This is a genomic window from Pseudomonas sp. Pse79 (assembly GCF_024519615.1).
GTDB classification, from domain to species: domain Bacteria; phylum Pseudomonadota; class Gammaproteobacteria; order Pseudomonadales; family Pseudomonadaceae; genus Aquipseudomonas; species Aquipseudomonas veronii.
The window spans coordinates 706,783-728,663 of sequence record NZ_JALJRR010000001.1 but is presented as its reverse complement, the minus strand read 5'-3'; the positions used below and the strand labels follow the sequence as shown (position 1 = coordinate 728,663).

The window sequence follows — 21,881 nt, the reverse complement described above, 5'->3', positions numbered from 1 at the left end:
CGGGTGCGCCGGTGTGTGCGTCCAGGTAGACAGTCATGAACCTGCGAGGTGAACGGCAGGCGGATTTCGCCTACCAGGCGGTGTACCGCTACATGATCAACCTGATCAACGAAGTCAGCCTGGACATGCCCGTCAAACTGCCTTCTTTGCGGCAGTTGGCGACGCGCCTGAATGTGTCGATCTCGACGATTCAATACGCGTACTCCCTGCTGGAAAAGGAAGGGCGGGTGTATTCGGTGGCCAAATCGGGTTATTTCGCCTGGCCCGTGGCAGCCAATCCGCTGATGGCGGCGGGCGCCGATCTGTTGGAGCGCCTGTATGCGGCGGCGCGGCGGCCCGGAATGGTGGTACTCAGCGGCGATGAACCGGCGCTGCTGGGAGCGCTGGACGGCGCATTGCTGATGCTCGAACGCCAACTGGTGCGCCGCCACCCACGCCAGCTGCAACCCTGGTCGCAGCCTTGCGGCGTCTGGGAGCTGCGCGCCGCGTTGGCGGCGCGTTACACCTCATCGCCGACCCGCTGCTGGCAGGCCGATGACGTCTACATCGGTGCCGATCTGCGCGGTGTATTGGAAATACTCATTGATGTACTGGGTCTCAAGGGCGCCGCGGTATTGGTCGAGTCCCCCTGCGACTGGTTAATACTGCGCCTGCTGCAGGCTGCCGGCGTGCGCGTCATTGAGTTGCCCTGGCAGGTCGACGGTCGCCTGGACCTGGCGCGGCTCGAACACCTGTTGCGCCATGAGCCCGTCCACTTGGTGCTGCTGTCGTCGGTGGTGGGCATGCCGTCGGGCAACGTCATGCTCAACTATGAGCGCTTGCGGGTGGCTCAGTTGCTCGAAGAATATGGCTGCTGGCTGCTGGAGAATGACACCTTTGGCGAGTTGGGTTTTGCGCAGAACCACACGGCGCTGCGCAATCAGGTCAACCCCGAACGGCTGATTGTATTTTCGTCGTTCGAAAAAGTACTCGGCCCCGAAGCCCCGTTCGGCTATGTATTGTCACGCCACCTGAGCAGTGAGCTGCAGCGCCAGTTCCTGCTGCGTTCGTTTCGCCTGTCGTCGATCCGCCAACGCGCGATTGCCCACCTGTATCAAAGCGGGCGGCTGGACCAGCACCTGCAGACGTTGCGCCAGCGCCTGCGTGAACAGGCCGATGCCATGAGCCAGCGCCTGGATCAGCGCCTGGCAGGGCGGGTGACTTACCGCATGCCGCTGGCCGGGGCGAGTTTCTGGCTGCACGCGTCGGCGCCGGTGGACATGCGCCAGGTGTTCCAGCGCCTGCTGGCGCAACAGGTGGTGATTGCCCCGGGGGAATTGTTCAGCCTCAGTGGCTTGCATCATCAGCAACTACGGCTGAGCCATGCGTTCAACGGGCACCCGAACCTGGACGCGGCATTGGATGCGCTGGCGCAGGCCTTGTTGCAGGCGCAGAGCGCCTAGCGTGTGAAAAATCTCTTGCTGGTGTGGGATCTATAACATCGCGCGGCAGTCCAACTCTCAGTAAACTGTCATTTTTTCCGAATCCTTCTTTCCGAGGTTTATGCATGACAATCAGTCCTTTTGCGGGCAAACCGGCGCCAGCCCAGTTGCTGGTAGATATCCCGCGACTGGTTACGGCCTATTACACCGGTCAGCCTGATGCAGCGATCTCCACCCAGCGCGTCGCGTTCGGGACTTCCGGGCACCGGGGCAGCTCGTTCGAACTGAGCTTCAACGAATGGCATGTGCTCGCCATCAGCCAGGCCATCTGCCTGTACCGCGAAGCCCAAGGTATCGACGGGCCGTTGTTCGTCGGCCTCGACACCCATGCATTGTCGACGCCTGCGGGGGCCAGCGCGCTGGAAGTCCTGGCGGCCAACGGTGTGCATGTGATGCTCGCCGAGGGCGATGAATACACGCCGACCCCGGCCATTTCCCACGCCATCATCTGCTATAACCGCGGTCGCACCAGCGGCCTGGCCGACGGCATTGTCATCACGCCGTCCCACAACCCGCCGCAAAGCGGCGGCTACAAGTACAACCCGCCCAACGGCGGTCCGGCCGATACCCACGTCACCAAATGGATCGAGGCCAAGGCCAACGAGCTGCTGGCCAATCGGCTGGCCGGGGTCAAACGCATCACCCACGCCCAGGCGCTCAAAGCCGACACCACCCATCGCCATGATTACCTCAACAGCTACGTGGCCGATCTGATCAATGTGATCGACATGGACGCCATTCGCAGCGCCGACCTGCGTTTGGGCGTCGATCCGCTGGGCGGCGCCGGGGTGCGCTACTGGTCGGCGATTGCCGAGCACTACCGCTTGAACCTGGACGTGGTCAACACCGAAGTCGATCCGACCTTCCGCTTCATGAGCGTCGACTGGGATGGCCAGATCCGCATGGACCCGTCGTCCAGCTACGCCATGCAGGGCTTGATCGGACTCAAGGAACGTTTCGACGTGGCCTTCGCCTGCGACCCGGACCACGATCGCCACGGCATCGTCACCCCGTCCGGCGGCCTGTTGGCGCCGAACAATTACCTGGCCGTGTCCATCGACTACCTGTTCCAGAACCGTCCCGGCTGGCGCGCCGATGCGGCCGTGGGCAAGACCGTGGTCAGCAGCGGCTTGATCGATCGCGTCGCGGCGCGCATCGGACGGCGCCTGTATGAAGTGCCGGTCGGCTTCAAGTGGTTTGCCGACGGTCTGTTCGACGGTTCGCTGGGTTTTGGCGGTGAGGAAAGCGCCGGCGCTTCGTTCCTGCGCAAGGACGGCACCGTGTGGAGCACCGACAAGGACGGTTTGATCCCGGCGTTGCTCGCGGCAGAAATGACCTCACGCAAAGGCCAGGACCCCAGCCAGATCTACCGTGGCCTGACCGACGCTCTGGGCGAACCGTTCGCGATTCGCGTCGACGCCAAGGCCACCCCGGCGCAGAAGGCCCTGCTCGGCAAACTGTCGCCGGAGCAGGTGACGTCCACCGAATTGGCCGGGGAGCGCATCCAGCAGATCCTCAGCCATGCGCCGGGCAACAACCAGGCGATCGGCGGTTTGAAAGTCATGACCGAAAACGGCTGGTTCGCCGCACGGCCATCGGGCACCGAGGACATCTACAAGATCTACGCCGAGAGCTTCATCGGTGAAGATCACCTCAAGCAACTGGTGCAAGAGGCGCAGGTACTGGTTGACGGTGCAATCAGCGCTGGCTGACACGCCTCAGTCAATATAGGCGCGGGTCAGCCCGCGCCTATATTTCGCCTCGAGATCAGGCTAGGTCGACCAGCACGATCTCGCTGTCTTCTATCGCGGTCACGCGCAACAGCTGTTCATCTTCCACCGCGACACCGTCTCGCGCGCGTGCGCGCAAGCCATTGACCTCAATCACCCCCGTCGCCGGCACCAGGTAGGCGCGACGCCCGCTGTCCAGGCGGTATTCGGCAGTTTCCCCGGCTTTCAGGTTGGCCGCCACCAGGCGCGCATCCGCACGAATGCGCAGGCTCTCGCTGTCACCGGCCTTGCCGCTGGCCAGGGTCACAAACCCTTCGCGGTCACCTTTCGGAAACGGCTTGGCGCCCCATGACGGCGGCAGGCCGGCTTCGTTGGGGATGATCCATATCTGGAAAATCTTGGTGGGGGTGGCTTCCAGGTTGTATTCGCTGTGGGCAATCCCGGTGCCGGCGCTCATGACCTGCACGTCACCCGCCTCGGTGCGGCCCTTGTTGCCGAGGTTGTCGGCATGGCTGATGGCACCTTCGCGCACATAGGTGATGATTTCCATGTCGCGATGCGGGTGCTGGGGAAACCCGGTGCCGGGCGCGATGATGTCGTCGTTCCAGACCCGCAGGTTGCCCCAGTGCATGCGCTGGGGATCGTGGTACTCAGCGAATGAAAAGTGATGATGGGCGTCAAGCCAGCCATGATGGGCGCCGCCCAGGGCGGTGAAAGGTCGTAATTCGAGCATGATCGTCTCCAGTTGATGGGGTCATCATCCAACAGTGCATGATCGATAAAAAGCGTAAAAAATGCCTTATTCCTATCGATCAATTGGATTGGTTTCGGATGTTTTGACTTTCACTTCATCGCCTAACTGCATGACGGCAAAGCAATTGGCTGGAACTGCGCGGCGATTCCGGCGACCATGGCGCACTCGTCAACACCCAGCTCATCGCAGGAGTCCGCGTGCCGCAACAAAAGCCTGATCTGCCCCCTGAATTGCGCCCCCTGGCCGAAATGCCATGGTTGAAACGGCTCGCCGCCCGCTTGTTCGGGCATGGCTTGACCCGCTTGCGCGCGCAACACCGGTTCTCCTGGCTGCATGGGCAGGCCGACGGTTTTCGCAGTGGGCACGAGGCGGGTGTGGAGTACGGCTATCGCGAGGGCAAGGCCGACGGCATCGAAGAAGGCCGGCAGGTCCTGCTGATTCGCGACTTCCGCCCGGAAGAACACCGTGCGCCGGGGGTGGATGACAACCTGTTCGATGATTGGCGGCTGCCCCTCACGGCCGATCTGAAAAAACGCATCAAGGCCGATGTGGCACGCTTGCTGCCGGCTCACGCGCAGCCCAGCGCCGCCCAATGGAAGATGATCTTCAGCGACACGCCGTCCACCTCGGTGATCGCCGGTGCCGGTGCGGGCAAGTCCACCTCGCTGGTGTTGCGTATCCTGCTGCTCACCCATTACCTGGGTTTCGAGCTGAGCTCGATGACCGTGGTGACGTTCACCCGTGAGTCGCGCAAGGACTTCATCAACAAGCTCATGGAAGTGCTCAGCTTGTGGGGGCAACCCATTGATATCAAAGAAGCCCAGGCCGTGGTGCGGACCTTTCACTCGCGCATCCTGCCGATGGTGCGCAGCCTGCCGGGCTTCGAGCGGCTGCAGGCGTTCGAGAACCTCAGTGCGGGCTTCGAGGACGCAGACAGCAACCCGTTCGACCTGCGCCTCAACGAGGCGCAACGCCAGCAGATGAACGCCTGCTACCACCGGCTGTACGGCCAGCACACGCGCTTTCGCGAACTGATTGCACCGCTGGCGCGCCATGGTTTGCAGCTCAAGGAGCTGGAGCGTGATCACCCGGACGTGCAGAAGCGCATGGCCGTGACAGAACTGGCCGCCAAGCGCGATGAAGAGCTGTGTGACGTGATTGAAGACCTGTGGTTTCGCGCGGGCGCCTGGCCGATCAAAGGCATCGAGCCGAGTCGCCAGACCGTGGAGATCAATGGCGCGCAATTCCATTGCCATGGCTATATTCCCGAGCTGGATGCCTGGGTCGTGCTGGGCTTCGATTCGCGGGAAAACGCCCAGCTCAGCCGCCCCAATGCCAAGCTGTCGGTGCGTGCGGAATGGGCGGTAAAGCGCACCCTGTTTCAAGCATTCTGCCGTAAACCTTTGATATGGATCGATAGTTACGAGTCGTCAAAGCGTCTTTTAAGCAGCCTGGCCGGTGACGCCAGTGCGGGGCCGGGGTTCGATTACAAGGTCAAAGGCGAGCTGGCGTCGGCGCCGTTGCTGGACTGTTTTGTCATGGCCGCAGGTTTCATCGAGAACCTCGGTCTGGACGTGCCCAGTGCCGTGGGCCAGATGAGTTTCGCCAAAGACGATCCGGACCGCTGCTTCTTTGAGGCCTTGAGCATTTTCTGGAAAGCTCTGGAAGATCATCTGCTCGACCAGTCGCCGCCGATCATGACCTACAACCGCATGTTCTCGCTGTTTGGCGAAAACACCCCGGAAAACCTCAAGTTGCTCAGCGACCCCCTGTTGCGGCCGCTGTCACACCTGATGATCGACGAGTTCCAGGACGTCTCGCCGCAGATCGTCTCCTGGCTGCGCGCCAGCCTGCGTGAAATCCGCAGCCGTGGGCCAGTCATGCATGTAGGACGCGGCGCCCAGCATTCGTCACTGCTGTGCGTAGGGGATGACTGGCAGTCGATCTATGGCTGGCGCGGCAGTTCGCCGAAGTACTTCATGCAGTTCAACCAGGAATTCCCGGCACCGAGTACCACCCGCGTCATGCTCGGCGAGAACTATCGCAGCCATCAGCACATCATCGATGCCGCCGAACACATTGTGCGCGCCGCGCCGGCGATCCCCGGCAAGAAGGCCAAGGCCAGCGGCATACCCAAGGCGTTGGTGCCCGTTACGGTACTGGAACGCGACGATGCGGCCTTGGGCCGGCGCCTGCAGGAGCACTATCAGAAGGGCGATTCGGTGTTAATGCTGTATCGAAAAAGTAGCGATAAGTTATTGATTAATGAGCATATTCAGTCTGTAATTAATGTGGATTCTAGCTTGCCGCCTGCGGCGCGCAGGCTCAAACAATTGACCTATCACAGCGCCAAAGGCCTGCAGGCGGATGCGGTGTTCTTGCTTGGGGATTGCCAGCACGTCACCCGCTCGCCGTACAAGAACCAGGTGTACCGCATGGCGGGCCTGGGCAAGGCCGGCGACACTGAACCCTACGACAACGCGCAAAAAGACGAAGTGCTGCGCCTGGCGTATGTCGGCATTACCCGCGCGGTCAGCCATTGCTACTGGTATGTGGAAAAACCCGAGGGCCAGGCCGTGAATGTGCCGAAGGCCTCGGAGCGGGTCGACGCCAGGAAAGCGTTCTTTGACGATCAGCGCTAAGCACTGTCTGGCACAGGCCCTATGTAGGGGCTTGCCCGCAATAGCGGTGCATCAGTCGATAGACCGCTCGACTGGCGCACCGCTGGTCGTGTTCAAGCCCTTAACAAATGCGGCGGCACAAAACACTCCAGCTCCGCTTCCACCGCTTCGATGATGCGCTCTACATCGGTAGCATTCATCACGGTGGCGCAGGGGATGCCGGCGATGGCGATCAGCGTCTCGCCGCTGGCGCGGTCGAACAGACGCGCGACCATACTGCCGGGAGCGTCCATGCTCCCTTCGAAGCCCATGGGATGGAAATGCCAGCGCATCAGCTGGCAGGCGTTGGGGAATGTCACTTTGTTCATGTTGCCCACCTTGTTCATTGAGCGCTTCCTTTAGCTCGCGGCAGGGGGCCATGACCGTCACTGGTCACAGCGAGTGAGAGTGTAAAAATAGCATTCGTTCATAAATGCAAGGGCAGTTTTTTCGCCCCGTTCGGCGGTTCTTTTCCTATAGCTTGACGTGTGTCATGTCTTGCTAAAGGCTGGGCAAAAGGCCATTAGTCAGAAGTTGCCGTCGGCCATTGATGGCAGCGCTGAAATTCGGCAACCTCCACCTTTTACCCGTCGTAGAGCCATGCATGCCCCACACCGCCGCGGACGATGATTGCCAGCACACCCACGCCACGCGCGAGCTAGTGACGCGCCACCACCTGTGCTGGCGTCATCGCGACCTGGATGGCGTGATGTCTTACTACCATCCGCACATCCAGTACCACGACTTCTTCCAGAACCGCGTCGTCGGCTACGCCGAGCTGCGCGAGTACCTGCAAGCCAGCATGCCGCGCGGGCCCGACGAGGCCATCGAGCACATGGACCGCATTCGCGCCGATGGCGACACCGCGTTCATCCAGTACCGCATCACCCTGCGCGGCGGGCAGGGCCTGGTGTCGTTCCGTACCAGTGAGGCCATCACCGTGCGCGACGGGCTGATCTGGCGGGTCAACGAATATGCGTCACTGGTGCATGAGCACAGCCCCCCAACCACGCGCCCGAGCGTCAGCCGCCTGGGCCTGTCGCCCCAGCAACTGGGGCATATGGCCAACGACCTGCAGCACTACTTTCAGCAGCAACAACCCTACCTGGACCCGGAGTTGGACTTGCAGCGGGTTGCCAAGGAGTGCGGTTACAGTCGCAATCAGATTTCCTACTTGCTCAATCAAGTCCTCGGGCAAACCTTCTATCGCTATGTCAATCAGGCTCGGCTCGTGCATTTGCTGGCTGCGCTGGATAAAGCCAGGCCGCCCATACGCGTGGACGACTTGGCCTATGCGGCGGGGTTCAATTCGTTATCGGCGTTTTATAGCGCTTTTCGCCAGCACACCGGCCTGACGCCGAAGGCTTACATTAAAGGGCGCTTTGAGGGCGAGTCGGCTAGATCAACTGGCAATAAAAAAGATGTGGGTTAAACCTGTCATGTTCGACAGGTTTTTCATTCGCGGATTCGTAGTGTAATGCCCAGGCATCTTTTCTTTCAGTTGGAGTGTCGCTATGTCTAAGCACAATAAATCCGCCCACCCGAACGGTCCAGAGAGTGAAGGCCGCATGGACGGAATCATTAACATCGACGGAACGGATCACACCTTTCAAGCGGACCGTGTGTATATGGATGAGCAAGACGGTGCGCTGAGGTTTTTCGGTGCCCGAACCGTTGACGAGAACCCGGATAAATTCGAAGCGGTTCAAGTGCAACTCACACCGCCCACCATTTCGACGGGTACATACCCGGTGGGCGGGGAGAGTGTTAAAGATGTTATTTACGTCGACCATCAAACCGGTAACAGCTATACAGCTCACAAAGGCGAGGTGTCGCTCACCAGGAGCATCCCCCTTAAACGGTTATTCGGGGTAGTGAGTTGTGAGTTCAGTGTTGACGGTCGAACGACTATCGTAAACGTCCAGTACGCCTTCAAGGGGTAGAATAAATAGTCGGCCCCGCAGCCTCTGCCCGCGTCGGTTAGCGCCAATCATTCGGCGTTGACGGGGCAGCAGGTCGCGCCAACATTTCCCTGCGTGCACGCGCGCAAGACAGCCCCTGACATCCCGCTCTAGGATCCAGCCTATCGAAACGAGGTAGGGGAACCTGGCATGCCGGCATGGCGCACTATCAGTTTATGGATGGACCAGTTGGACGACCCGCTGCTGGCGCGGCCGTCTCTGGAGCACGACCTGGACGTCAACGTGGCCATCATCGGCGCCGGTTACACCGGTCTGTGGACCGCGTATTACCTCAAACGCCAGGCGCCCGAGCTGAACATTGCCATCATCGAGGCGCAAACCGCCGGTTTCGGCGCGTCCGGGCGCAATGGCGGCTGGTTGATGGGCAACCTGTTGGGGGAAGACCGTTTACTCGCCGGCCTCACGCCCGAGCAGCGGCGTGCTTCGTTTGACCTGCTGCACGGCATTCCCGACGAAGTGGCGCAGGTGCTGGCCCGCGAAGGCATCGACTGCGACTACCGCAAGGGCGGCGCCCTGTACTGCGCCGCGCGTTACCCCGAGCAGGAAAGCAGCCTGCGCCTTTATCTGGACAAGCTCTACGCCCAAGGCCTCACCGAGGCCGACTACCGCTGGCTGAGCCCGCAACAACTGGCTGAGCAACTGCGAATCGCCAAGCCCTTTGGCGCGGTTTATGCGCCCCATGTGGCGACGATCAACCCAGCCAAGTTGGTCCGCGGCCTGGCGCGGGTGGTGGAACGCATGGGCGTCAAGATCTACGAAAACTCGCCCGTCACCCATTGGCAGTCCGGCCGCCTGCGCACTGCAAAGGCCGGCGTGCGTGCCGCCTGGGTGGTGCCGGCCGTGGAGGGCTACGCGACCACCTTGGCGCCGTTGGGTCGCTACCAACTGCCGGTGCAAAGCCTGATCGTCGCCACCGAGCCATTACCCGCCAGCACCTGGGACGAAATCGGCCTGAGGCATGGCCAGGCCTTCGGCGAAAGCAGCCGCCAGGTCACCTATGGCCAGCGCTCGGCCGACAACCGTCTGGTGTTCGGTGCCCGTGGCGGTTATCAGTTTGCTGGCAAATTGCGCCACGACTTCGATTTGACCGACAGCGAAGTGGCGCTGCGTCGCTACCTGTTCGGCGAGCTGTTCCCACAGTTGAAAAACGTGCGGATTACCCACTCCTGGGGCGGCAACCTTGGCATGTCGCGCCAGTTCCGACCGCACATGCTCTGCCATCGCGCCACCGGCATCGCGCTGTCCGGCGGCTACGGCGGGGAGGGCGTCGGTGCCACCAACCTGGGCGGTCGCACCCTGGCCGACCTGATCCTGGGCCAGGAGACGCCGTTGACCCATCAACCCTGGGTGATCCGCGAGCGTGGCCTGGAGGCGCTCAAGGCCTGGGAGCCGGAGCCGTGCCGCTGGCTGGGCTACAACGCGATCATTCGCAGTTTTGTCCATGAGGACCAGGTATTGGCCAACCCCAATACCGCGCCCTGGCGCCGCAAGTTGGCGATCGGCGTGGCCGGGTTCATGGAAAGTTTCATGCACTGAGCCGTTCCACTCACACAGGTAGCCCCATGAGCATCACTCAATTCAAAGACGCGCTGAATGCCCATCTGCCGGATTCGTCACCGGTCGCCGTGCCCCTGGGCGAGCCGATCGCCGTGGCGTCGACCTTGAGCGTCGAGCGCAGCGACGGCGTCGAAACCGGTATCTGGGCCTGTACCCCCGGCCGCTGGCGCCGGCAGATCAAAGCCCAGGAGTTTTGCCACTTTATCCAGGGTCGCTGCACCTTCACCCCTGACGACGGTGAAATCGTCCACCTACAAGCCGGCGATGCACTGATGTTGCCGGCCAACAGCAGCGGAACCTGGGATATCCAGGAAACCGTGCGCAAGACCTATGTATTGATCCTGTAACGCTTTGATCCTTGATCGCCTGCCATAAAAACAGCCCTAAAACCGCCAGGAAATCGAACCATGAAAGCCATTGCCCTGTTGCCCTTGATGTTGGTGGCCGCTATCAGTCAGGCCGCCGAGACGGTGAAGATCTACAACTGGTCGAGCTACATTGCGCCGGACACCACGAAGAACTTCCAGAAACAAACCGGCATCGGTTTCAGCTATGACGTGTACGACAGCAACGAAACCCTCGATGGCAAGTTGATGACCGGTAACTCCGGCTATGACGTGGTGTTCCCCTCCAACCACTTCATGGCGCGGCAGATCCAGGGCGGTGCCCTGAAGAAGCTCGACAAGAGCCAATTGCCCAATTGGAAGAACCTCAACCCGGTGCTGCTCAAGGCCCTGGAAAACAACGACCCGGGCAACGCCCACGGCTTCCCGTACCTGTGGGGCAGCACCGGCATCGGCTACAACGTCGACAAGGTCAAGGCAGTGCTGGGCGATAACGCGCCTGTGAATTCCTGGGACCTGATCTTCAAGCCCGAATACATGCAAAAGCTCAGCAAATGCGGGGTGGCCATCCTCGACAATGGCCCGGAATTGTTGCCGATCGCTCTGAATTACCTGGGGCTGCCACCCCACAGCAAGAAGCCTGAGGACTACAAGAAAGCCGAGGCGCTGCTGATGAAAGTTCGCCCCTACGTGGCGTACTTCCACTCCTCGAAATACACCGGCGACCTGGCCAATGGCGACATCTGCGTGGCCGTCGGTTTCTCCGGCGACGTGCTGCAAGCCGAAAGCCGCGCCAAGGAAGCCAAGAATGGCGTGAACATCGGCTATCAGATCCCCAAAGAAGGCGCCGCGATCTGGTTCGACATGGTGGCCATGCCCGCCGACGCCCCGGATGAAAAGGCCGGGTATGCCTTCATGAACTACTTGCTGGAGCCCCAAGTGATGGCCGACATCACCAACTCCGTTCATTACGCCAACGGCAACAGTGCGGCGGACAGCCTGGTGGACCCGGCAATCAAGGCCGATACCAAGATCTACCCAAGCGCGGAAATGATGGGCAAGCTGTTCGCGCTGGAAGCGATGCCGCTGAATATCGACCGGGTTCGCACGCGGGTGTGGAACACCATTCGTACCGGGCGCTGAAGATCTGATGTGGGAGGACGCAAACCCCCTCCCACATTTGGATTCAGGGGTTTTCCAGGTCATGCCCCAACGACTGGATAAACAACGAGAACAGCTCCGGCTGCGAAGAAATATCCAGCTTGGCGTACAGATGCCGGCGATGCACTTTGACCGTATCCGGCGAGATATTCAGGCGCTCGGCCATGGCCTTGGAGGAGAACCCGCGCAATACCAGGCGGGCGACTTCCAGCTCGCGGTCCGAGAGCACGCCGCAGCCGAAATGGCTCAGCGCATCGCGAATCTGGCTGGCCATCGCCTGCGCTGCCGGTACACGCTGGGTGCTTTGCTGCCAATGCTGCTGCATCAACGGCAGCACCCACGCCGCCAAGGTGGTCAGCAGCCCGGTTTCTTCAGCACTGAAGCGCCGCTGCATGCCCAGTGACAGCGACAACGTGCCCGCGCCAGGTAGTTGCAGGATGAATTGCACCTCGTCTTCCAGCACGTTGTCGTGGAAGTAATTGAGGAAGTATTCGCTCTGGCGGAAATGGTCCGGCGCCACTTCCTCCAGGCGGTACACGCCGCTGGCATACCCTTCGCGACAGGCCTGGAAAAACGGGTCAAGCACGTACAGGCCGTTGAGGTACACCAGCATCGACGCCGGTTTGCTGCTGGGCTGGGCGTCGTATTCCTCCAGGGCCTGGGGCAGGCCGTCGAGCGGGTAGAAAATCGCCAGGGCGTTATCGAACGGCAGGCATTGGTGCAACAACAGCACCAGCTGTTTCCAGAATCGCTCGCTGCCGATCTGTGACAGGGTGCGCCCCAGCCCCGCATGCATGCCGACTTCCCTGAACAGGCTCATGTCACAGGTTCCCCTCATCAAAAGATCGGCCAAGGGTTCGGCTTTTGCCGGGTGTCGTCAAGGGGAGTACGCCAATAGGGGAATTGGCTGACAACAGCTCTGGCTTTAACTTCGCGATCATTGAGTGGGAAACATATCCCACGACTTTCAGACTTTTCGTTTCTGCCTCACACCAAAAACAACGACAGAGGATAACGATATGAGTGCTTCCCCCGCGCCTGACGGCGTGCTCAAGCCCACCCTGAGCGTCTTCGATGTGGTGGCCATTACCGTTTCGGCGGTGACGCCCGCCAGTTCGGTGTTCGTGATCGCCCCGTTCGCCATTCAACAGGCCGGCAGCGGCGTGTTCCTGGCCTTTGTCATGGCCGCCTTGCTCGCGCTGATGTTCGCCTTTTGCTACGCCGAACTGGGCCGCGCCCACAACAGCGCTGGCGGTGAATATGTGTATGCCAAGCGGGTATTCGGCGGCATGGCGGGCTATGCGACGTTCCTGACGGTACTGGTGATGTTGCTGTTTATCCCACCGGTACTGGCCACGGGCGCGGCGACCTACTTGAATAACGCCCTGGGCACCCGGTTCGATGCCCAGACCGTTGCGCTGGTCATTGTGGTGTGCAGTTACGCCCTGGGCATCCTCAATATCAAGCTCAATGCCTGGATCACCGGCACTTGCCTGCTGCTGGAAGTGGCGGCCTTGCTGGTGATCGTGTTCCTCGGCTTCGGCCATCCGGTGCAGCCGGTCAGCGTGCTGTTTCAGCCGCAGATCGTCGAAAACGGCATGTTGCACCTGGCGCCCTGGGCCCTGGTGATCGGCGCGGTCGGCATCGGCCTGTTCTCCTTCAATGGCTACGGGCCGGCAGTGCTGCTGGCCGAAGACATGAAATGCGGCGGCAAGGGCGTACACAAAGCGGTGTTGTGGTCCCTGGGGCTGGTGGTGGTGATCGAACTGGTGCCGATCACGGCGCTGCTGATCGGCGCGCCGTCGCTGAGTGCGATGATCAGCAGCCCCGACCCCATCGGCTACCTGCTGACCAGCCATGGCAACGAAACCTTGTCACGCCTGGTCAGTGCCGGGATCTTCCTCTCGGTGTTCAACGCCATCGTCGCCATCGTGATCCAGATCGGCCGCGTGGTATTCAGCAGCGGCCGCGACGCCCTGTGGACGCCGACCATCAACAAACTGTTCACGCGCATTCACCCGCGCTGGGATTCGCCCTGGCTGGCGACGCTGTTCCTGGCGATCCCTTCGGCGCTGCTGAGTTTCAGCTCCAACCTGGCGGACCTCACCTCGTTCAGTGTGCTGCTGATCATGCTGGTGTACCTGATCGTGGCCTTGAGTGCGCTGATGAGCCGGGTGCTGCTGCGTGAGCGCGCACATCCGTATCGCATGCCCTTGTGGCCGCTGCCGGCATTGCTGGCGGTGCTGGGCGCCGGGTATCTGTTGATGACCTTGATCGCGGAGGCTTCGGTGCGCGACATCATGGTCATCATCGGCTTGCTGGCGCTGTCGGTGATTCTGTATTGCATCAGTGGCCGGTTGAGTCCGGCGTATCAGAAACTGTAAGGAGTGGTTATGCGCGCACGTCAATTGGGCATCACGTTGGGGCTGGGCACGCCCGGCGCGTTGAATGCCATCACCGATGTTCCCGGCATCCGGGTCGGCCACAGCACGCTCAAGACCCGCGTCGACGGTAAACAGGTGTGTACCGGCGTCACAGTAGTCCAGCCGCGTGCCGGCGAGGCGCGGCAGCAGCCGTGCTTTGCCGGGTATCACGTGCTCAACGGCAATGGCGACGCCACGGGCCTGGAGTGGATCAGCGAAGCCGGGCTGTTGACCACGCCACTGGCGATCACCAACACCCATAGCCTCGGCATTGTGCGCGACACCCTGATTGCCCTGGAGCGCGAGCGCCTGGCGGACCCGGCCGTGTACTGGTGCATGCCGGTGGTGATGGAAACCTACGACGGCCTGCTGAACGATATCTGGGGCCAGCACGTCAAGCCTGCGCATGTGCGCGAGGCGCTGGAGCACGCCGAAAGTGGTCCGGTACAGGAAGGTGCAGTGGGCGGCGGCACCGGGATGATCTGCCATGAATTCAAGGGCGGCATCGGCACCGCGTCGCGCCGGTTGCCGGCGGAGCAGGGCGGCTGGACGGTCGGCGTGCTGGTGCAGGCCAACCATGGCAAGCGCCAGGAACTGCGGGTCGACGGCTACCCGGTGGGCCGGCAGTTGATGGCGATCCCATCGCCGTTCGCCGAGCGGGGCACGCCGGGCATGGGCTCGATCGTGGTGATCCTGGCCACCGACGCGCCATTGCTGCCCCATCAATGCCGGCGCCTGGCGCAACGCGCGTCCATCGGCATTGCGCGCACCGGCGGCGGCACCGAGGATTCCAGCGGCGACCTGTTCCTGGCCTTCGCCACCGGCAATCAGGCGCTGCCCCCGGCGGACTATGGGCGCAAGGACCTGGCGTTCAGCAGCGCGGTGCAGATGGTCAATAACGATCATATGTCCCCGCTGTTCCTCGCCGCGGCGGAGGCGGTGGAGGAGGCGATCGTCAACGCCATGCTGGCCGGTGAGAGCATGACCACCGACGACGGGGTGCGGGTGCCGGGTCTGGACGGCGAAACACTGTTGCAGGCATTGCGCGAGACGGGCTGGAACAGCTGCCGATAATCCGGTGTATTTATAAAGATGCTGGCTCTTTAATGTGGCGAATGACACCGTGACAATATATTGGATCCATCTAAACAAGTGCGCCGCTCAAGTTGAGCGGCTTTACCGCTATTTAATATTTAAATAACAGCACGGTGCTTTTTGTCGGACAAAAGCAACTAACCCCCTACAAACATTGCACGCGACTTGCTTAAGTTGCCGGCTTGTCGGTTTTCACTGCGTAAATAGATGTGGACGAAAGATTTCAAGTTGTGTCAGTTTCGTGACGCCTTCAAAAGAGGCGAGTGATAGGACGATCTCGCCAGCGGGGTTCCTATCGACCCAAGACTGATGCACTTGCACACAAGGAAGTACGTTTATGTCAAAAGTAAAAGACCAGGCTATTGTGTCTGCCGCGCAAGCCAGCACTGCGTATACGCAAATCGATAGTTTCAGCCATCTGTACGACCGTGGCGGCAACCTCACGATCAATGGCAAACCCTCCTATTCCGTTGACCAGGCCGCCACCCAGCTGCTGCGCGACGGCGCCGCGTACCGGGACGTCGACGGCAACGGCAAGATCGACCTGACCTACACCTTCCTGACCTCGGCCTCCTCGAGCACGCTGAACAAGCATGGTATCTCGGGCTTCAGCCAGTTCAACAGCCAGCAGAAAGCCCAGGCCGCACTGGCCATGCAGTCCTGGTCGGATGTCGCCAACGTTGCCTTCACCGAGAAGGCCAGCGGCGGCGATGGGCATATGACCTTCGGCAACTACAGCGGCGGCCAGGACGGCGCGGCGGCCTTCGCCTACCTGCCCGGCACCGGCGCGGGCTACGACGGCACCTCGTGGTACCTGACCAACAGCAGCTACACACCCAACAAGACCCCGGACCTGAACAACTACGGCCGGCAGACCCTGACCCACGAGATCGGTCATACCCTGGGCCTGGCTCACCCCGGCGACTACAACGCCGGGAACGGCAACCCGACCTACAACGACGCGACCTATGGACAGGACACGCGCGGCTACAGCCTCATGAGTTACTGGAGCGAGAGCAACACCAACCAGAACTTCAGCAAGGGCGGGGTCGAGGCCTATGCCTCCGGGCCGTTGATCGACGATATCGCGGCGATCCAGAAGCTTTACGGCGCGAACTACGCCACCCGCGCTGGCGACACCACCTACGGCTTCAACTCCAACACCGGGCGTGATTTCCTCAGCGCCACCGCCAACGCCGACAAGCTGGTGTTTTCGGTCTGGGACGGCGGCGGCAACGACACCCTGGATTTTTCCGGTTTTACCCAGAACCAGAAGATCAACCTCAATGAGACCTCGTTCTCCGACGTTGGCGGCCTGGTGGGCAACGTGTCCATCGCCAAGGGCGTCACCGTGGAAAACGCCTTCGGCGGCGCGGGCAACGATCTGATCATCGGCAACAATGCCGCCAACCTGATCAAGGGCGGGGCCGGCAACGACCTCATCTACGGCGCTGGCGGTGCGGACCAACTGTGGGGCGGCGCCGGCAACGACACCTTTGTGTTCGGTGCCAGTTCCGATTCCAAGCCAGGTGCGGCGGACAAGATCTTTGACTTCACCAGCGGCGCCGACAAGATCGACCTGAGCGGCATCACCAAAGGTGCGGGCCTGAGCTTCGTCAACGCGTTCACCGGGCATGCCGGCGACGCGGTATTGAGCTATGCCTCGGGCACCCACCTGGGTACCTTGGCCGTGGACTTCTCCGGGCACGGCGTGGCGGATTTCCTCGTCACCACCGTGGGCCAGGCAGCGGTCAGCGACATCGTGGCCTGATGCACCGGCGCGGCGTTGTGGCGCCGCGCTTCCAGGAGGGGCATACACATGCCGCGTTTTGTGCATTTGATCGCCTGTGTCCTACAGGTGTTGTTCGTGTCGGCAGGAGCCCATGCAATGGCTAGCAGTCTCGTTTTACCCACCACCGCGCAGTTGGCCGGACATTGGCAACTGCACCGACAGGATCAGGTCTGTGCCCTGGATTTGCTGGAGCAAGCCACCGCCGTGGGGGGCGATGTGGCCTGCGTCGAGCAATGGCTGGGAGACAAACCCCTGACATGGTCGCCGACGCCGGACGGGATCTGGTTGATGAATGCCGAAGGTTCCGGGATTACCCACTTGAATCGTCAGCGCGACGGCGAATACCAGGCGCGCACGCCATCTGGCGATATCGTGACATTGCAACGAATACCTTAGTTATAACGCTATAACTCGAATTTAATAGTTGGCCGCCGCTTATTCAGGGGCTGGGGCAACTATTGCCGGTCATTGGGTTCAAGGAAGATCAAACACCATGGCGAAGCCCCCTGTTGTTGCGCCTTTATTCAAGGCGCTGGGTGAATATAAAAGTATTTTGATCAGCGTTGGCTGTTTCACTGCATTAATTAACCTGCTGATGCTGGTGCCATCCATTTATATGCTGCAAGTGTATGACCGCGTGCTGTCCTCCCAGAATGAAACCACTCTGGTGATGTTGACGCTGATGGTCGTCGGTTTCTTCGCCTTTATCGGCAGCCTGGAAGTCATCCGCAGTTTTATCGTGATCCGCATCGGCAGCCAGTTGGAACGGCGCTTCAACTTGCGCGTGTATAAAGCCGCCTTCGAACGCAACCTGCAACGCGGCCAGGGGCATGCCGGGCAGTCCCTGGCAGATTTGACCCATCTGCGCCAGTTCATCACCGGGCCGGCGCTGTTCGCGTTTTTTGATGCGCCGTGGTTTCCGATCTATCTGTTGGTGATTTTCCTGTTCAACGTGTGGCTGGGCGTGCTGGCCACGGCGGGGGCCTTGCTGCTGATCGGCCTGGCCTGCCTCAATGAATACCTGACCAACAAGCCCCTGGCTGAGGCTGGCGGTTACTCCCAGCAATCCAGCCAACTGGCCACCAGCCATTTGCACAACGCCGAAACCATCCAGGCCATGGGCATGCTCGGCGCATTGCGCCAGCGCTGGTTTGCCGTGCATTCGCAGTTCCTGGGCTTGCAGAACGCGGCCAGCGACACCGGCTCGGTGATCACCGCGCTGAGCAAATCCCTGCGCCTGTGCCTGCAATCGTTGGTGCTCGGCCTGGGCGCATTCTTGGTGATCAAGGGCGAGATGACCGCCGGGATGATGATCGCCGGTTCGATCCTGATGGGGCGGGTGCTCAGCCCGATCGACCAGTTGATTGCCGTGTGGAAGCAGTGGAGTTCGGCCAAGCTGGCCTATCAGCGGCTTGACCAACTGCTGCGCGAATTTGCGCCGGACGTCGAGCCGATGGCCTTGCCCGCCCCCAAGGGCCAGGTGAGTTTCGAGCAGGTCAGCGCCGGCCCGCCGGGTCGACGCCTGGCGACGCTGCATCAGGTCAGTTTCCACCTGGGCGCCGGCGAGGTGCTGGGGGTGCTGGGCGCGTCGGGGTCCGGCAAGTCCACGCTGGCGCGGGTGCTGGTGGGCATTTGGCCAACCCTGGCCGGCACCGTGCGCCTGGATGGCGCGGATATCCATCGCTGGGACCGTGACGATCTTGGCCCGCACATCGGTTACCTGCCCCAGGACATCGAACTGTTCAGCGGCAGCATCGCCGACAACATTGCGCGCTTTCGCGATGCCGACCCGGCGCAAGTGGTCCAGGCGGCGCAACAGGCCGGCGTGCATGAATTGATTCTGCGCCTGCCGCAAGGCTACGACACCGTGTTGGGCGACAACGGCGGCGGCCTGTCCGGCGGCCAGAAGCAACGGGTGGCCCTGGCGCGTGCGCTGTATGGCGGGCCGCGGCTGGTCGTGCTGGACGAACCCAACTCCAACCTCGACACCGTCGGTGAAGCCGCGCTGGCCAGCGCCATCGTGCAACTGAAGGCCCAGGGCAGCAGCGTGATTCTCGTCACCCACCGCTCTTCGGCCCTGGCCCAGGCCGATAAGTTGCTGGTGCTCAACGAAGGCCACCTGCAAGCGTTTGGGCCGAGCCAGGACGTGCTGCGCGCGTTGTCCGGCCAGCAGGCGGCGACGCAGGAAAAAACCGGCGTCAGTTTCAGTCGTCAGTATCAAACCGCAAGGAATCCAGGCGCATGAGCATGCTCACTGTGGAACAACGCGACGCCGCTTTTTTCGTGCGTCTGGGCTGGTGGCTGACGGTGGTCGGTGCCGGTGGGTTTTTCCTCTGGGCCAGCCTGGCGCCGCTGGACCAGGGCATTCCGGTGCAGGGCACCGTGGTGGTCTCGGGCAAGCGCAAGGCCGTGCAGACCTTCAGCCCCGGCGTGGTCAGCCGGATCCTGGTGCGCGAAGGTGAGACGGTCAAACAGGGCCAGCCGCTGTTTCGTCTCGACCAGACCCAGAACCAGGCCGATGTGCAATCGCTGCAAGCGCAGTACCGCCTGGCCTGGGCCAGTGTGGCGCGCTGGCAGAGCGAGCGCGACAATCGCGCGGCCATCGTGTTTCCCGCCGAACTCAGCACCGCCCCGGACCCTGCGCTGGCCTTGGTGCTCGAAGGCCAGCGCCAACTGTTCAGCAGCCGCCGCGAAGCCTTTGCCCGTGAACAGGCGGGGATTCGCGCGAATATCGACGGCGCCACGGCGCAGCTCAATGGCATGCGCCGCGCACGCAGCGACCTGAGCGCCCAGGCTCAATCCTTGCGCGATCAACTGAGCAATCTGCAGCCCCTGGCCGACAATGGCTACATCCCGCGCAACCGTTTGATGGAGTACCAGCGCCAGCTGTCCCAGGTGCAACAGGACCTGGCGCAGAACACCGGCGAAAGCGGCCGAGTGGAGCAGGGCATCCTCGAATCGCGGCTCAAACTGCAGCAGCACAGCGACGAATACCAGAAGGAAGTGCGCAGCCAACTGGCTGACGCGCAACTGCGCAGCCTGACCCTGGAGCAGCAACTCACGTCCGCCGGGTTCGACCTGCAACACAGCGAAATCAACGCGCCGGCCGATGGCATTGCGGTCAACCTCGGCGTCCACACCGAAGGCGCGGTGGTGCGTGCTGGGGAGACCTTGCTGGAGATCGTGCCACAGGGCACGCGGCTGGAAGTCGAGGGGCATTTGCCGGTCCACCTGGTGGACAAGGTCGGCACCCACCTGCCGGTCGACATCCTGTTCACCGCGTTCAACCAGAGCCGTACCCCGCGTGTGCCGGGGCAGGTCAGCCTGATTTCCGCCGACCAACTGCTCGACGAAAAAACCGGCGCGCCGTACTACGTGCTGCGCACCAGCGTCAGCGAGGCCGCGCTGGAAACACTCCACGGCCTGGTGATCAAGCCGGGCATGCCCGCCGAGATGTTCGTGCGTACCGGCGAGCGCTCGTTGCTCAATTACCTGTTCAAGCCGCTGCTCGACCGCGCCGGCTCTGCGTTGACCGAGGAATGAACATGAAACCGCTGTTCATTGCCGTGCTGTTGAGCTGTGCGCCTGCCCAGGCCGCCATGGGCCCGTTCGATGTGTACGAGCAGGCTCTGCGCAACGATCCGGTGTTCCTCGGCGCGCTCAAGGAACGCGACGCCGGCCTGGAAAACCGCACCATCGGCCGCGCCGGGTTGCTGCCGCGGCTGTCCTACAACTACAACAAGGGGCGCAATAATTCCGAAGCCCACCTGCCTGACGGGCGTGGCGGCAGCTATCGCGACGCGCGCAATTACAACAGCTACGGCTCGACCTTCAGCCTGCAGCAGCCGCTGTTCGACTACGAAGCCTATGCCAACTACCGCAAGGGCGTGGCCCAGGCGCTGTTTGCCGATGAAAGTTTTCGCGACAAGAGCCAGGCGCTGTTGGTGCGGGTGTTGAGCTATTACACCCAAGCGTTGTTCGCCCAAGACCAGATCGAGATCGCCCGCGCCAAGAAAAACGCCTTCGAGCAGCAGTTTCAGCAGAACCAGCACCTGTTCCAGCAGGGCGAGGGCACGCGCACCGACATCCTTGAAGCTGAATCGCGCTATGAGCTGGCCACGGCCGAAGAAATCCAGGCGCTGGATGAACAGGACGCCTCGTTAAGAGCGTTGGGCGCGCTGATCGGCGTGCAGAGCGTCAACATCCACGACCTCGCGCCGCTCAATCAGCGCTTCGCCGCCTTCAGCCTGACGCCGGCCAACTACGACACCTGGCACGCGCTGGCGATCAGCAACAACCCGACGCTGGCCTCGCAACGCCAGGCCCTGGAAGTGGCGCGTTATGAAGTGGAGCGCAACCGTGCCGGGCACTTGCCGAAGATCACCGCGTATGCCAGTTCGCGCCAGCAGGAATCCGACAGCGGCAACACCTACAACCAGCGCTACGACACCAACACCATCGGCGTCGAAGTCAGCCTGCCGTTGTATGCCGGTGGCGCTGTCTCCGCCTCTACGCGCCAGGCCAGCCGCGCCATGGAGCAGGCCGAATACGAGCTGGAAGGCAAGACCCGCGAAACCCTGATCGAACTGCGTCGCCAGTTCAGCGCCTGCCTGTCGGGCGTGAGCAAGCTGCGCGCCTACCAGAAAGCCCTGACCTCGGCCGAGGCGCTGGTGGTGTCGACCCGGCAAAGCATCCTCGGCGGCGAGCGGGTCAACCTCGATGCGCTCAACGCCGAGCAGCAGCTCTACAGCACCCGGCGCGACCTGGCCCAGGCGCGTTATGACTACCTGATGGCCTGGACCAAATTGCACTACTACGCCGGCAACCTGCGCGATACCGACCTGGCGCAAGTCGATGAGGCCTTTGGGCCGGTGGGCAAGCAGCCGTAGCTGCACCTGGGAC

The 21,881-nt window shown here is 61.8% G+C and carries 18 protein-coding genes; 15 read left to right on the top strand and 3 right to left on the bottom strand.

Translation table 11 applies throughout. From position 1 onward, the window contains the following. Nucleotides 1–35: 35 nt before the first annotated feature. Both NR164_RS03100 and pgm read left to right on the top strand, forming a co-directional pair. Nucleotides 36–1,442 (top strand): PLP-dependent aminotransferase family protein, encoded by a 1,407-nt coding sequence (locus tag NR164_RS03100; RefSeq protein WP_046383337.1) that lies wholly within the window; start codon nucleotides 36–38, stop codon nucleotides 1,440–1,442. Between the two features lie 104 nt (nucleotides 1,443–1,546). Then, nucleotides 1,547–3,193: a phosphoglucomutase (alpha-D-glucose-1,6-bisphosphate-dependent) gene (pgm, locus tag NR164_RS03095; RefSeq protein WP_046484153.1), complete on the top strand. Its 1,647-nt coding sequence runs from the start codon at nucleotides 1,547–1,549 to the stop codon at nucleotides 3,191–3,193. Nucleotides 3,194–3,248: 55 nt separating this feature from the next. Here the strand turns inward: pgm and NR164_RS03090 are convergent, their stop codons facing one another. Continuing rightward, nucleotides 3,249–3,944 (bottom strand): pirin family protein, encoded by a 696-nt coding sequence (locus tag NR164_RS03090; protein ID WP_017845701.1) that lies wholly within the window; start codon nucleotides 3,942–3,944, stop codon nucleotides 3,249–3,251. A gap of 218 nt (nucleotides 3,945–4,162) precedes the next feature. Between NR164_RS03090 and NR164_RS03085 the strand changes: the two genes are divergently transcribed. Further along, a complete protein-coding gene (locus NR164_RS03085; protein ID WP_256822273.1) occupies nucleotides 4,163–6,607 on the top strand; it encodes a UvrD-helicase domain-containing protein in 2,445 nt (814 codons plus the stop codon). Between the two features lie 92 nt (nucleotides 6,608–6,699). On the opposite strand, the gene NR164_RS03080 is transcribed toward NR164_RS03085, so the two are convergent. After that, nucleotides 6,700–6,972 carry a DUF1652 domain-containing protein gene (locus tag NR164_RS03080; RefSeq protein ID WP_017845703.1) on the bottom strand — a complete coding sequence of 91 codons (273 nt, stop codon included), beginning with the start codon at nucleotides 6,970–6,972 and terminating at the stop codon, nucleotides 6,700–6,702. Between the two features lie 257 nt (nucleotides 6,973–7,229). Between NR164_RS03080 and NR164_RS03075 the strand changes: the two genes are divergently transcribed. The 5 genes from NR164_RS03075 to NR164_RS03055 all read left to right on the top strand — a co-directional run bounded on the left by NR164_RS03075 (nucleotide 7,230) and on the right by NR164_RS03055 (nucleotide 11,651). Next, complete coding sequence (locus tag NR164_RS03075; RefSeq protein ID WP_102617472.1) at nucleotides 7,230–8,057, top strand: AraC family transcriptional regulator; 828 nt, start codon at nucleotides 7,230–7,232, stop codon at nucleotides 8,055–8,057. A gap of 82 nt (nucleotides 8,058–8,139) precedes the next feature. Next, nucleotides 8,140–8,568: a hypothetical protein gene (locus NR164_RS03070; protein ID WP_079443740.1), complete on the top strand. Its 429-nt coding sequence runs from the start codon at nucleotides 8,140–8,142 to the stop codon at nucleotides 8,566–8,568. A gap of 168 nt (nucleotides 8,569–8,736) precedes the next feature. After that, nucleotides 8,737–10,143 carry an FAD-binding oxidoreductase gene (locus NR164_RS03065; RefSeq protein WP_079443741.1) on the top strand — a complete coding sequence of 469 codons (1,407 nt, stop codon included), beginning with the start codon at nucleotides 8,737–8,739 and terminating at the stop codon, nucleotides 10,141–10,143. A gap of 26 nt (nucleotides 10,144–10,169) precedes the next feature. After that, the gene (locus tag NR164_RS03060) at nucleotides 10,170–10,511 is read left to right on the top strand and encodes a cupin domain-containing protein (RefSeq protein ID WP_046383344.1); all 342 of its coding nucleotides are present in this window, start codon (nucleotides 10,170–10,172) and stop codon (nucleotides 10,509–10,511) included. A gap of 60 nt (nucleotides 10,512–10,571) precedes the next feature. Beyond that, complete coding sequence (locus NR164_RS03055; protein WP_017845708.1) at nucleotides 10,572–11,651, top strand: polyamine ABC transporter substrate-binding protein; 1,080 nt, start codon at nucleotides 10,572–10,574, stop codon at nucleotides 11,649–11,651. A 43-nt stretch (nucleotides 11,652–11,694) separates the two neighbouring features. Here NR164_RS03055 and NR164_RS03050 read toward each other — a convergent pair whose 3' ends face one another. After that, a complete protein-coding gene (locus tag NR164_RS03050; protein WP_017845709.1) occupies nucleotides 11,695–12,489 on the bottom strand; it encodes a helix-turn-helix transcriptional regulator in 795 nt (264 codons plus the stop codon). A gap of 199 nt (nucleotides 12,490–12,688) precedes the next feature. Here NR164_RS03050 and NR164_RS03045 point away from each other — a divergent pair, with 199 nt between their 5' ends. The 7 genes from NR164_RS03045 to NR164_RS03015 all read left to right on the top strand — a co-directional run bounded on the left by NR164_RS03045 (nucleotide 12,689) and on the right by NR164_RS03015 (nucleotide 21,868). After that, nucleotides 12,689–14,053 (top strand): APC family permease, encoded by a 1,365-nt coding sequence (locus NR164_RS03045; RefSeq protein ID WP_017845710.1) that lies wholly within the window; start codon nucleotides 12,689–12,691, stop codon nucleotides 14,051–14,053. Between the two features lie 9 nt (nucleotides 14,054–14,062). After that, a complete protein-coding gene (locus NR164_RS03040) occupies nucleotides 14,063–15,166 on the top strand; it encodes a P1 family peptidase (RefSeq protein ID WP_177033169.1) in 1,104 nt (367 codons plus the stop codon). A 358-nt stretch (nucleotides 15,167–15,524) separates the two neighbouring features. Then, entirely contained in the window at nucleotides 15,525–16,958 is a 1,434-nt protein-coding gene (locus tag NR164_RS03035; protein ID WP_046383347.1) for a serralysin family metalloprotease, read from the top strand. Nucleotides 16,959–17,006: 48 nt separating this feature from the next. Continuing rightward, nucleotides 17,007–17,375 (top strand): AprI/Inh family metalloprotease inhibitor, encoded by a 369-nt coding sequence (locus tag NR164_RS03030; RefSeq protein ID WP_017845713.1) that lies wholly within the window; start codon nucleotides 17,007–17,009, stop codon nucleotides 17,373–17,375. Nucleotides 17,376–17,472: 97 nt separating this feature from the next. Then, nucleotides 17,473–19,224: a type I secretion system permease/ATPase gene (locus tag NR164_RS03025; protein ID WP_046383348.1), complete on the top strand. Its 1,752-nt coding sequence runs from the start codon at nucleotides 17,473–17,475 to the stop codon at nucleotides 19,222–19,224. Beyond that, nucleotides 19,221–20,522 (top strand): HlyD family type I secretion periplasmic adaptor subunit, encoded by a 1,302-nt coding sequence (locus NR164_RS03020; protein WP_017845715.1) that lies wholly within the window; start codon nucleotides 19,221–19,223, stop codon nucleotides 20,520–20,522. Before NR164_RS03025 ends, NR164_RS03020 begins: the two co-directional genes overlap by 4 nt. Before the next feature lie 2 nt (nucleotides 20,523–20,524). Continuing rightward, entirely contained in the window at nucleotides 20,525–21,868 is a 1,344-nt protein-coding gene (locus tag NR164_RS03015; protein WP_017845716.1) for a TolC family outer membrane protein, read from the top strand. Nucleotides 21,869–21,881 lie beyond the last annotated feature (13 nt).